At 44.8% G+C, this 12286-nt stretch carries 15 protein-coding genes; 6 read left to right on the forward strand and 9 right to left on the reverse strand.

Annotation, left to right across the window (positions count from 1 at the left end):
• Window positions 1–5 precede the first annotated feature (5 nt).
• Window positions 6–830: a symmetrical bis(5'-nucleosyl)-tetraphosphatase gene (locus tag RA178_RS17110; RefSeq protein WP_113939897.1), complete on the forward strand. Its 825-nt coding sequence runs from the start codon at window positions 6–8 to the stop codon at window positions 828–830.
• 97 nt (window positions 831–927) lie between these two features.
• A complete protein-coding gene (locus RA178_RS17115; RefSeq protein ID WP_306682971.1) occupies window positions 928–2949 on the forward strand; it encodes a methyl-accepting chemotaxis protein in 2022 nt (673 codons plus the stop codon).
• 235 nt (window positions 2950–3184) lie between these two features.
• Here the strand turns inward: RA178_RS17115 and RA178_RS17120 are convergent, their stop codons facing one another.
• The 7 genes from RA178_RS17120 to rplU form a co-directional block, all read right to left on the reverse strand.
• Window positions 3185–3598, reverse strand: coding sequence for a DUF3718 domain-containing protein (locus RA178_RS17120; RefSeq protein WP_105249997.1), 414 nt, complete (start codon window positions 3596–3598; stop codon window positions 3185–3187).
• Window positions 3599–3817: 219 nt separating this feature from the next.
• Window positions 3818–4300 carry a type 3 dihydrofolate reductase gene (gene folA / locus RA178_RS17125; RefSeq protein WP_028761532.1) on the reverse strand — a complete coding sequence of 161 codons (483 nt, stop codon included), beginning with the start codon at window positions 4298–4300 and terminating at the stop codon, window positions 3818–3820.
• A gap of 27 nt (window positions 4301–4327) precedes the next feature.
• Entirely contained in the window at window positions 4328–4801 is a 474-nt protein-coding gene (locus RA178_RS17130; protein ID WP_113939894.1) for a threonine/serine exporter family protein, read from the reverse strand.
• Window positions 4798–5559 (reverse strand): threonine/serine exporter family protein, encoded by a 762-nt coding sequence (locus RA178_RS17135; RefSeq protein ID WP_306682974.1) that lies wholly within the window; start codon window positions 5557–5559, stop codon window positions 4798–4800. Before RA178_RS17135 ends, RA178_RS17130 begins: the two co-directional genes overlap by 4 nt.
• Before the next feature lie 27 nt (window positions 5560–5586).
• Window positions 5587–6756: an Obg family GTPase CgtA gene (gene cgtA, locus RA178_RS17140; protein ID WP_105250000.1), complete on the reverse strand. Its 1170-nt coding sequence runs from the start codon at window positions 6754–6756 to the stop codon at window positions 5587–5589.
• Between the two features lie 214 nt (window positions 6757–6970).
• Window positions 6971–7225, reverse strand: coding sequence for a 50S ribosomal protein L27 (gene rpmA / locus RA178_RS17145; protein ID WP_006080527.1), 255 nt, complete (start codon window positions 7223–7225; stop codon window positions 6971–6973).
• 14 nt (window positions 7226–7239) lie between these two features.
• Window positions 7240–7551, reverse strand: a complete 312-nt coding sequence (gene rplU / locus RA178_RS17150; RefSeq protein ID WP_006080526.1) for a 50S ribosomal protein L21 — start codon at window positions 7549–7551, stop codon at window positions 7240–7242.
• Window positions 7552–7823: 272 nt separating this feature from the next.
• Between rplU and ispB the strand changes: the two genes are divergently transcribed.
• Window positions 7824–8795 (forward strand): octaprenyl diphosphate synthase, encoded by a 972-nt coding sequence (gene ispB, locus RA178_RS17155; RefSeq protein ID WP_049821790.1) that lies wholly within the window; start codon window positions 7824–7826, stop codon window positions 8793–8795.
• An 83-nt stretch (window positions 8796–8878) separates the two neighbouring features.
• Here the strand turns inward: ispB and ung are convergent, their stop codons facing one another.
• Window positions 8879–9544, reverse strand: a complete 666-nt coding sequence (ung, locus tag RA178_RS17160) for a uracil-DNA glycosylase (protein WP_306682978.1) — start codon at window positions 9542–9544, stop codon at window positions 8879–8881.
• 187 nt (window positions 9545–9731) lie between these two features.
• Here ung and RA178_RS17165 point away from each other — a divergent pair, with 187 nt between their 5' ends.
• Both RA178_RS17165 and RA178_RS17170 read left to right on the forward strand, forming a co-directional pair.
• Window positions 9732–10295 carry a pilus assembly FimT family protein gene (locus tag RA178_RS17165; protein WP_306682981.1) on the forward strand — a complete coding sequence of 188 codons (564 nt, stop codon included), beginning with the start codon at window positions 9732–9734 and terminating at the stop codon, window positions 10293–10295.
• A 74-nt stretch (window positions 10296–10369) separates the two neighbouring features.
• Window positions 10370–10690 (forward strand): DUF3144 domain-containing protein, encoded by a 321-nt coding sequence (locus RA178_RS17170; RefSeq protein WP_105250001.1) that lies wholly within the window; start codon window positions 10370–10372, stop codon window positions 10688–10690.
• 92 nt (window positions 10691–10782) lie between these two features.
• Here RA178_RS17170 and RA178_RS17175 read toward each other — a convergent pair whose 3' ends face one another.
• Entirely contained in the window at window positions 10783–11397 is a 615-nt protein-coding gene (locus RA178_RS17175; RefSeq protein ID WP_306682983.1) for a LysE family translocator, read from the reverse strand.
• A 276-nt stretch (window positions 11398–11673) separates the two neighbouring features.
• Here RA178_RS17175 and RA178_RS17180 point away from each other — a divergent pair, with 276 nt between their 5' ends.
• The gene (locus tag RA178_RS17180) at window positions 11674–12225 is read left to right on the forward strand and encodes a thioredoxin family protein (RefSeq protein WP_306682985.1); all 552 of its coding nucleotides are present in this window, start codon (window positions 11674–11676) and stop codon (window positions 12223–12225) included.
• Window positions 12226–12286: the final 61 nt, after the last annotated feature.

Consider the following 12286-nt stretch of genomic DNA (forward strand, 5'->3'; position numbering starts at 1 on the left):
GTACTGTGGCGCATTATTTTGTTGGTGATATTCAAGGCTGTTTCGCTGAGTTACAAAAATTACTAGCTAAGGTCGATTTTAATCCTTCCCGCGATGAACTCTGGGCTGTAGGTGATCTTGTTGCACGCGGACCTGACTCCTTAGCTACCCTACGTTTTTTTCGCTCTTTAGGTGATTCCGCTAAAACGGTTTTGGGTAACCACGATCTCCATCTAATGGCATTACACGGTAAGCTCAAGCGCGCTAAACCCAGCGATAATCTCACTGAAATTCTAGAATCCCCCGATATCTCAGCCTCCATTGACTGGCTGAGACAACAACCTCTTATGCGTGAATTACCTGAACACCAACTCATTATGAGTCATGCGGGTGTACCACCTCAGTGGTCGCTGGAGGTATTAAGAGAAGAATCCGCACTCGTCAGTCGCGCCCTCAAGCACGATGATTATCTTGAGACATTAATAAGCCAAATGTATTCAGATACCGCCGAGCAATGGGATCCAAGTGCAATTGGCATAGAGCGCTTACGTTATTGCATCAATGCATTAACACGCATGCGCTATCTTTATGTCGATGGCCGACTTGATTTTGATTGCAAACAACCTCCTGAAAACTGTACTAATCCACAACTCAAACCTTGGTTTGAGTTTGCTTCGCCGCTGCGCCAGAGTCATACCTTAGTATTTGGCCATTGGGCTGCGTTGATGGGCAAGGTCGACGATACTAAATTAAAGGCTTTAGATACAGGCTGTTGCTGGGGTGAGCACTTAACCTTATGGCATCTTGAAAAAGACCAAAAAATTACGCAAAAAAAGTTAAAAAAGAGTTAAACTAAAACAGCTTAAAGTCGATAACAGACTGAGCCGCCTAACCCTAAATATCACCCTGTTTTCATTTGGAAAAATATAATAAAAATCGGAGTATCCTATGAAATTTAATGTAGCCACCAGAGTGATTGGCGGATTTGGTATTGTCACACTTTTACTCGTGTTGCTAGGATTTACATCTTATTTAACCAACAATAGCCTAAAAGCCAGCTCTGCTATGATGCAAGAATTAAGCTTGCCCGCGCTGAAATCAACAAACCACCTTAGTGAAGCATTGGGTGAGCAACAAAGACAAATCCTCATTGCCTATAACACCCCTAGATCGGCAAATATCCCGAATATTCGTAAAGTGTTCGAAGACCATGGGACTCAGTTCAAAAACGAAATTGCCACCCTCACTCAGTTAGTCAAGAGCCAGCAGAATCTATCTTCTTTAATTGCCCAATTAAGCGGCAGCTTTGCCACCTTTGAGCGAGATAGTATTGCCATGATCGCCGAACGTGAGGCCTCATTGAGCAAGCAAGAACAGCTCGTTGAACTAAAGAAAAAGCTCGAAAATGCCGCCGATGATGCCTCATCAGAACTGCTCGATATTGTTGATTTAGAAAGCAGTCAGAATCCCGATGAGCAGAGTCTTGCTGCATCAGCCAGCGCTATTGATACTAGTCTCGGAAATATCATCACCACTATTGCAGATTTAGTAACAAATGACGAAGACAGTAAGCACGAACTGATCTCAAAGGAACTTGACTACATTATCAGCGAAACCAAGAACAAACTTGAATATGTGAATCGTCACGGTCAAGGTATCGTCGAAGCGGATACCTTAAGCTCGGTCACTAAAGATATCGAAAAAGTATTAGCGCTCGTCACCGGTCCGCAATCTATGTTGCAGCTAAAATCGAGTCAGCTCTCCCACTCCAAAGAAGCTGTGATAAAACTAGGCATTATCGAAAAAGATGTGAAAGTCATCAATTCCAACATGAATGATGTCAGCGATAACATCGAACTTGTTGCCGCGAACATGAGCAATGACACCATAGCCAAGATTGACTCTGCCAGCATACAAACCATGATTGTCGTGTTAATAGCAATCGTTGTCGCAGTGATTGTGAGTTTTGCTGTGGTGAATCCACTAAAACGCTCACTCAGCCAAGTGAACAATGCCCTTAACGTCTTAGCCTCAGGCAACCTTACCCATAAACTAGATGATTCTGGACACGATGAATTTGCCGAACTAGCAAAAAACTGTAATCGTCTCGTCGATAGCTTACGCAGTTTAATCATAGGTATTCTAGATAGGTCAAATCAACTTGCCGCGGCAGCCGAACAAACATCGGCAATCACAGCACAAACCACCTCAGGCATACAAGAACAAAAAAGCCAAGTTGACCAAGTGGCTACTGCGACAACTGAACTTAGCTCTAGTGCTCAGCAGGTGTCTTTAAGTGCCAATCAAGCCCTTGAGCAAATCAAACAGGCTGATCAAGAAACTCAGCATATGCGTGCCATTGCACAAGAGAACAAACTGACTATTTTGGCTTTAGCCGATGAAGTGGCCAAAGCGGGTATTGTGATCAATAAAGTGCAGTCGGACAGCGCCTCTATTGGCTCAATTTTGGATGTGATCCGTGGTATTGCTGAGCAGACTAACCTACTCGCCCTTAACGCCGCTATTGAAGCCGCCCGAGCGGGTGAACAAGGTCGTGGTTTTGCGGTAGTTGCCGATGAAGTGCGTAGTTTAGCCTCACGCACTCAAGTGTCGACCCGAGAGATCCAACAGATGATCGAAGTGTTGCAGCAAGGTGCAGAGCAAGCCGTTGCCGCCATGGATATGGGGCGTGCTCAAGCCAACGCCTGTGTTGAAAAAACGGAGCAAGCCAACATTGCCCTCGAGACCATTAGCCAATCTGTGCATAAGGCCTATGATTCTGGCACCCATATCGCCCATGCTGCGCAGGAACAGAATTTAGTAAGCCAGCAAGTTTCTGAAAAACTAGAGCATATTGCAGCAATTTCAGAAGAAACCGCTATCGGTGCAGATCAAACGGCTCAGTCTAGCCATCAAGTCGCCAAATTAGCCGAAGAACTCCAAGCTTCGGTCGGTGAATTTAGAGTCTAATGTTTATCACCACTAAAACCTAGGGTCGCTTAGCGGCCCTTTCTTTTGAGACGAATTCACTTGCCTATCTTACTGACGACTCGAACTGTCCGGCCTTTGCACAAATTAAGGCCATAAAAAATGCCAAACTTAAGTTTGGCATTTTTATCTAGCTTAATGCTAGATACTTGATATTAGACGCTTAATATAACGTAGCAGCAAATAGAGCTAAAGTGCCGCTAAGTTCAAATCCGCATTACTCTTCTTCACCGCCAGCAGCAGCGCCAAGACGCTCTTTCACTGCAGCGGTAATTGGGCTAGCACCATGACCGTTTGCTTCAGCCCAAGCTTGGATAGTCATCCCATCAGCTTCAGCAACACTCAATTCAGTCGCCGACAAACGCTTAGCCACAAACTCACCGGTATCGTTCGCACTCGCACCGTAAGCGGTGCGCAATAGACTTGCACCATCGCAACTGATACCACTGTAAATCTGACGTAACTTAACGCGGCTTTCTTTTAACTTTTTACGTAAGCGGTTTTTGTCATTAGCTTTTACATAATCACAAAGACTCGCTACGAGTGGATCTTCCCCCGCAACGGCAGAGGTTGGTACAGCAATAGAACTAAATCCAATCAACGCAGCCAAGGCCACAGGCATAAGACGCATCCGATACTCCTTAATACTTTCTTATAGTTTTATTATCAATTCTGTATGGGCTGCATCTATTGTCTAAATGATATTGACCTCTTGGCTTTAGCTCTCGTTCGAAATCTAGGATAACGAAATAGGCTATCTCTTTCCGTGAAAACTAAATGTCCGATATGATGCAATACGTTAGATAAACTGACGTCCCATACACACAGGGTACACAACAGAAGCTGCAATTTAACATTTTTTTACCAAATTGATAAAGCGATATTCCAAACCAGCAGCATTTATACTCGCCAAAGATTCAGTTTCCTTCCAAGTCCCATCGTCCCAGTGGGGGAAAAATGTATCGCCTTCCACCTCAAGATTGATTTGCGTCAAATATAAGATATCGGCGCAGGGCAATAACTCGGCATAAAGCTGGCCACCACCTATAACCACTAACTCTTCACACTCACCAGCAGCTTGTTTGGCTGCATCAAACGAGGTCACACAGGTCACGCCCTCAATCACAAGATCCGTTTGGCGTGAAATCACTATGTTATGTCGACCAGGAAGGGGCCTACCGATTGACTCAAAGGTCTTACGTCCCATCACAACAGGCTTGCCTAGGGTCATCGCTTTAAAGTGACGTAGATCTTCTGGAAGATGCCATGGCATTTTATTATCTTTTCCGATGACTCGATTGTTTGCCATCGCGGCTATCATAGCAATGCGCATGCTCACTCCTGTTTTATAGAAATAGAATTATTGAATGACGGGGCGGGTCCTGAAATACAGCAAACTCGGCATGGCCAAACCCACGGCTAACGCCCCTAGAATAAAGACGGTTTTGAGGCCATTACTAATCACTTGCCCCGTCAGTTCAGGACTGACTTGAGATTGAGCGGTCAATTGCACTAAGGCAATTACAGTATTAAATGCATAAGTGCCTGGGATCATAGGAATAATCGCAGCGACAGCATACATTAAAGGTGGCGCTAAGTGGCGCTTACCAAACCCTATGGTAATAATCCCTACTAATGCCGCGGCGGCGAAGGTTGCCCACTCGATTGGCAGACCAAACTGTAACATTAAAGTACGGGAACTATGGCCAATGGCTCCCGCTAAAGCGCAGTAAGGAAGAAATCGTTTAGGAACATTAAATACCATAGCAAATCCTACGGCGGGAATTGCTGAGAAAAAAGCATCGTGCAGCAGCGTTATCAGTAATTCCATCATAGGAAAATTCCGCCGTTCTGCATCGCAATCGTAATGCCAATCACAGAAGAAACGGTCAGCAAAGTAGCATGACCCCAGCGGGATATACCGACATTCATGTGCCCTTTTACCATGTCGGAAATCGCATTAATCATCGGAAAACCCGGCACTAACATCAGCACACTCGCGGCCATAGCAGCCTTAGGAGTTTCACTTAACTCAAACAAATAACCCGTTTGAGCCAGCATACTGGTGACGAAAGCTGTGATGGCAAAATTGACTAATAAATTAAAATGCCGCTTAGCAATTGCTAAACGTACCGACATACCCACTGCCGCGGCAAAAAAAGTAATCACGCATGCAGTGAGATCGCCATTAAATAAATGACAGAAGCTAGCGCACGACAGGCCAATCATGAATACCACTAAGCTAGGAGGATAGGTTTTAGGTTCAATCCGCGCCAAGCGTTTACGCACTTCATTTGGGCCATACAACCCCTTTTCGGCGAGTAAACAGATACGTTGCAATTCACAGACGACTGTCATGTTAATGCCATGCTCACGAATACGACGAGTAGTTGTGATACAGCGACCATGAACCAAACTGGTTAACACGAGGGAATTAGAGGAAATAGAGAGTTCTACGCTGGCAAGACCTAAAGCCTGACCTAGACGCTGGCTGATTTCTTCAACTAAATCAGATTCCGCGCCGTAGGCCAGTAGCAATTGTGCAGCACGCACAACTTGCCGAGTAATATCATTTTGAGTATCAGCGTACACAGAACTCTCAAAACTCAAAGATTACTATTATCTTTGGTAAATAACTTCTACGTCGTAGTCGTCATCATCAAAGTCGTCGTCATCATCTTCATCAACATAATCTTCATTCAATGAATCAAGGTTTGCTTGATGATAATTATCCCACTTGAACTCAACTTCACTATCTGGGTCGACTTCATTGTCTTCAGGTGGAAGACTCGCAATATAATCGAGGAGTTTTAATGCCAACTCACTGGTACCGTCGCGGTTATAGGCGGAGATAGTGTAAACATCGCCTTCCCAACCCATTTCTTTAACGATACGATCAACCTTCTCTTGCAGCTCTTCTTCAAGCAGCAGATCGGTTTTGTTAAAGACTAACCAACGCGGCTTACTCGCCAACTTTGGAGAATATTTCTCAAGCTCACCTACGATAGCGCGCGCAGACTCAACCGGATCGGTTCCGTCAATCGGCTCAATATCTATGATGTGCAGCAGAATACGACAACGCTCAAGATGCTTTAAGAAGCGAATACCTAAACCCGCACCATCGGCAGCGCCTTCGATGAGACCAGGAATATCCGCAATCACAAAGCTTTGTCCAGGACGTGGATTAACCACACCTAAGTTAGGCACTAGTGTAGTAAACGGATAATCAGCCACTTTCGGCGTTGCACGGGAAACCGCACGAATGAATGTCGACTTACCCGCGTTAGGCATGCCAAGCAAACCAACGTCAGCCAGCAGTAACAACTCTAATTTAAGGCTACGAACTTCACCGGGTGTGCCTAACGTCTTTTGACGTGGGGCACGGTTAGTACTGCTCTTAAAACGGGTGTTACCTAAACCATGGAAACCACCTTTGGCAACCAATAGCTTTTGACCGTGGGTTGTTAAATCCCCAAGGACTTCTTCAGTATCATGATCGACCGCGCGAGTACCAACAGGAACTTTTAAGATCAAATCTTTACCGCTATGACCAGTACAATCACGGCCACGACCATTTTCGCCACGTTCAGCCATGTGAAAACGTTCAAAACGGAACTCGATCAAAGTGTTGAAGTTTTCGTCAGCCTGCAGAAAAACACTGCCACCGTCGCCACCATCACCACCATCAGGACCACCATCAGGTACATACTTTTCGCGCCTAAAGCTAACACAACCGCTACCGCCGTCGCCTGCTTCGACCCTAATTACTGCCTCATCGACAAACTTCATACTTACTCCTGGCACCACTGAATGAAGCAATTATACCGTCTAACTTCATTGGTCGCCAAAAAACTCGAGATACTTTGCTCCCAATCTTACCTGTCAATGCTCATTCTTGGTAATCATTTACCAACTCAAGCATCTACACGGCGTAAATAGAAGCACAAAAAACAGAAAGCCCCACCAATGGCGGGGCTTTAACAGTATAAGCTAGGTTCGAAAGTTAAGCTTCGATGCTAATAAACTTACGGTTATTAGCGCCTTTAACTTCGAATTTAACTTTACCGTCAGTCAGAGCAAACAGAGTATGGTCACGACCAATACCTACGTTTACACCAGCGTGGAATTTAGTACCACGTTGACGAACAATAATGTTACCAGCTAGAACTGATTCACCGCCAAAGCGCTTAACACCTAGACGTTTACTTTCTGAATCGCGGCCGTTACGAGTAGAACCGCCAGCTTTTTTATGTGCCATGAGTTAGACTCCTATTATGCGTTGATAGCAGTAATTTTAACTTCAGTGAACCACTGACGGTGGCCCATTTTCTTGTCGTGGTGCTTACGACGACGGAACTTAACGATAGTAACTTTATCGCCACGACCGTGACTTACAACTTCAGCAACGACTTTACCGCCAGCTACTAAAGGAGCACCAACATGCACTGTTTCGCCATCAGCGATCAAAAGAACTTGATCGAACTCGATAGTTTCGCCAGTTGCAACTTCTAACTTTTCTAAACGTACTGTGTGGCCTTCAGCTACACGGTGTTGTTTACCACCACTTTGAAAAACAGCGTACATAGCTATTTTACTCCAATTCCTAACACGCGGGCTCATTCTTGGATGAGGCAGGGTGCTACAAAAACTTTATTGACAATGGGCGCGGAGTTTACGCGAAGAATCCAACTCTGGCAAGCCCTAATTAGGAAAGAATAAAAAAAGACCGGATTAACTCTCACATTAGTTGAGCTAGTGCTGTCATATGTCAGAATTTTAGGTAAAATTCATTTCATTATAACACGTGAGCCTAAACAGGGGCCGGGTACGTAATGACCCCACAACCAGAGTCTATTATGGATTTAAACGCTATTCGTCAACTGGCTGACACTGATATGCAAGCAGTCAATCAGCTGATATATAAACAGCTTGAATCAGATGTCGCCCTAATTAATCAATTAGGTTTTTACATTATTAATGGTGGTGGTAAACGTCTTCGTCCTCTGCTGTCGGTTTTAGCCGCACGTGCAGTGAGCTACGAAGGCGAAGCACATCTTAAGCTAGCGGCGATTATTGAGTTTATCCATACAGCCTCATTGCTCCACGATGATGTAGTTGATGAATCGACGTTACGCCGCGGACGAGAAACCGCCAATGCACTGTTTGGCAATAGTGCCAGTGTGCTAGTCGGGGATTTCCTTTATACCCGCTCATTCCAGATGATGACTGAACTTGACAACATGAAAGTGCTCAGAGTGTTAGCTGATACGACTAACGTGTTGGCCGAGGGCGAAGTCTTACAGCTGATGAATTGTAATGACCCAGACACCACTGAAGAAAGCTATATGCGGGTCATTTATTGCAAAACAGCCAAGTTATTTGAAGCCGCTACGCTACTCGCGGGCGTGCTAGCAGGTGCAACGCCTGAGCAAGAAACCGCCTTAGGCAACTATGGTAAGTATCTCGGCACTGCCTTTCAGCTTACCGACGACTTACTCGACTATACCGCCGACAGTGACGAGCTAGGTAAGAATATCGGTGATGACCTTGCCGAAGGTAAACCGACTCTGCCACTCATCTATGCCATTGCCCATGGCACAGACGAAGAGAAACAGCTCATACGTCAAGCAATTGAGCAAGGTGATGGTACTCAGGCCATAGATAAAATCGTAGCAGCACTGCACCATTGCGGCGCGTTAAACTACACCCAACAAAAAGCAATTGAAGAATCAGAGAAAGCGATCGCGGCATTATCTGCTTTACCCGATAGCGACTATAAGCAAGCCTTAGTAACGCTAGCTAAGATTTCGGTCGACAGAAACCACTGATTGCTAACTAATGTAGTTTCACCCCCAAAATAAAGGTCTTACTCAGTAAGACCTTTTTTATTGCTTTAACCGCAATCCTAAAATCAAACCTGCCAAAGGATCGGCGTTTCGCCTCGCTCAAGCAATAATTGATTCACTTGAGAGAAATGCCCACAACCAAAGAAACCGCGATAAGCCGATAAAGGTGAAGGATGTGGTCCTGTGAGCACTTGATGTTGCGGTGCGTTAACGACTTGACCTTTTTTGATGGCATGACTGCCCCAAAGCACGAAAATAATCGGCTGAGTCTGCCGATTTAATAATTCCAGCACCGCAGTCGTAAAGACTTCCCACCCGGCTTTGGCATGGGAATGCGCCTTGCCTTGCTCAACCGTCAGCACCGTATTGAGCATCAATATCCCCTGCTCCGCCCATGCGGATAAATCGCCATGGGATGGCACAACAAAACCTTCAATATCCGTCGCTAATTCTTTGTACATATTGGCTAAAGATGGCGGTGGTTTTATCCCGCGTTTAACCGAAAAACATAAACCATGGGCTTGATCTGGGCCGTGATAGGGATCTTGGCCAATCAAAACCACTCTGACTTGTTCAAGGGGCGTCATACTAAAAGCATTGAAAACATTAGCCTCAGATGGATAAACCACTTTCCCAGCCCTGCGCTCATTGTCAACAAATGCGCTTAGTTGCTGAAAATAAGGCAAAGCTCTTTGCTCATCGATAAATGTTTGCCATGTCGCCTGAGTCACTATTTTACTTCCTTAATTCTATAATCGGGTTAGCTTAAAAGTCCTGTAGTGGTATGGCAAGTTTGCAGACCTTACCTGCCGCTAAGTCATACCACTAAACCTGCTAGGTCTCACGTTAAGACTTTCAATTTAAAACATTCGAAATTAAGTGATATAGTGCGCCCATTCTCGCACACTCTGATACGTAATGATGATCCAACATTCTGATAAATCAATTCAAAGACATCAAACGGGTTTCACCTTAATTGAACTTGTGGTGGTCATCATAGTGCTCGGTATTTTAGCCGTAGTGGCCCTGCCAAAATTTATCAATGTGCAACAAGATGCACAAATTGCAACCGTTAAAGCGGCAGGCGGAGGCTTTAAATCAGCCATCAATCTGGCACGTTCCGTATGGGCTGTAAAAGTGGGCTCAGGTCCAAAAGAGGATTTACCCGTATTTGGTACGGCACAATCCGAACAAATAGATTTCAACGCCTTCGGTTGGCCAGCACAACACTATATCCATGGCAATGAGGCCTCTCCGGCACTCGATAATGTCGAAGACTGTATATCGGTATGGGAAGTATTATTCCAAAATGCCCAGCCAAGTGTCTCGCGCTTGAATATTGATGCGACTGAAACCGACTATAAAGCCAGTTATACCAATCCTGGCCAGTGCACTTATTTGTATCGAACAAACGATAAACTGTCGATTAATTATGACTCCCATACAGGAGTCGTCATTACCGACACAGATCCCAATAGTTAATGCCTGACGATTCCTTCTTACACCAATTAAGTTAGAATCGAACTTTAATCTGTTACTTTTTTAGAGTGAACGCCATGACCGACACGAGCAGCACCACCATTTACGAACTTGCCGATCAGTTTATTGCCTTAGCCAATCAGCTAAGCCAACAAGAAGCAGATGTAGGTAAAGTTGGCACAGCACTCCGTTTTGCCGCAGCACGTTTTAATGCCTTCGAAGCCGCGATTAAATCAGCGGATCTCGGTGCAGAAAAAGAGAGCGCATTAGAATGGTTTAGCAGTGAATTCAAAGAAATGCTGAGTGACAACTTAGACGACCACATTGCCAATCCACCCATTATCCAAGAAAGTGTGGCAGAAGAAGCTGATAATTCTGTGCAAATGTTTAAAGGCTAATCACGCCTTGATTTAAATGCATAGCCATAAACAAACACGCCATCGATTGATGGCGTGTTTGTTATTTAAAACCAATGATTTTAGATAGATCACTAAAGCGTGTACACCACACGGATCGCCAGCAATATCAATACTACGCCGGACAACTTATCAATTAACCCCGCTTTCTCTCTCAATTTAGGCAACACACTCGAGTGGGATAGCAATAAGGCTATCAAGGTGTACCAAAGACCATCGACCACTAACGGTGTAAAAACAATTAATGCTTTAGCCGTCATGCTGTCGGCGACCATCACAAATTGGCTGAATAACGCAAGAAAAAATAGCATTATCTTAGGGTTGAATAAAGAAATTGCGATACCATCACGGGCTGCAGTTAAGGTATCTGTCGCCTCCCCATCAGCCAATTTAGCTTGCATACCGCCATTAGAACGCAGCGCTTGAACTCCCATCCAAGCAAGGTATAAGGCACCGAGAATCGCAATGCCATTAAAGACTAAGGGCGCCTTTTTAAGGACTACGGCTAAGCCCAGTAACGTCACCAGCGCATAGATCCCAATCCCTATCGAGTGTGCCCAAGCACAGACGATCCCCTTTCCCCGCCCACCACCTAAAGTATGACGTACTACCATAGTCAAACTTGGGCCCGGCGACATAGCCCCCAAACAACAAATAGCCAATAAACCTAACCAAGTACTCCAACTCATTGATGACACCTTTCGCCGAATAAAAAAGCCCACTGCTGGGCCTTAAACTTGCTTGCCATTCTAGCATCGCGCCATCAAGGCGTTAACGCTAATAAATCCATTTTCAATAAATGAACAGTCATTTAAGAGAACCCCAAACGCGATAATCCCATAAATTCACACTGATTTAAGCCGTTAACCGCTAAGATTAGCGCTAACCTAATCTTTATAGCCAAACCTTAATACCTAAGCCTTCATCGCAATCACCACAAAGGCGATTCTCAATCAGGACATTTTATGAACACTATAACGCTGATCAGTATTTTTATTCTTTGCCTATTAATAGGTGCGATCTTATTACTGCTTTGGCAAAGACAAAAAGGTAAAACCATACCGCTGACGGTGATTTTTGTGCTGGGATTTTTCGCCTTAGGACTCAGTGCTATTATTGGATTTGTGCACAAAAGCGAGGATTACCAAGCCTATCAAAAACTACAATGGCACACCTTAGCCCCAGAGAAAATCGCGCCTCTGGTTGCCCAAGGCTATACCGTCTTTGTCGATATTACCTCTGATTGGTGCACCATCTGCCAAACGAATAAAGCGGAAGTCACCCACAGGGAGCAAATTGTAAATGCCTTGATGGCCGACAATATCATTCTGATGCAAGGAAACTGGAGTGAGGCGAATAAAACGATTGAAACCTATATGCGCCACGAAGGAGTGCCCGGCACGCCCTACAATAAAATTTATGGTCCAAGCGCCCCCAATGGAATTCTCTTGCCGCCAAAACTCAGTATGAGTGATGTGTTAAATGGTTTAGTTGCCGCGCAAACGAATCGTAACTAAGCACTAAACTATATTTAGGACGAGTCAAATACGAATAAAAAAGGCTGCATTGCAGCCTTTT

The sequence above is a fragment of the Shewanella oncorhynchi genome (assembly GCF_030848765.1).
GTDB classification, from domain to species: Bacteria; Pseudomonadota; Gammaproteobacteria; order Enterobacterales; family Shewanellaceae; genus Shewanella; species Shewanella oncorhynchi.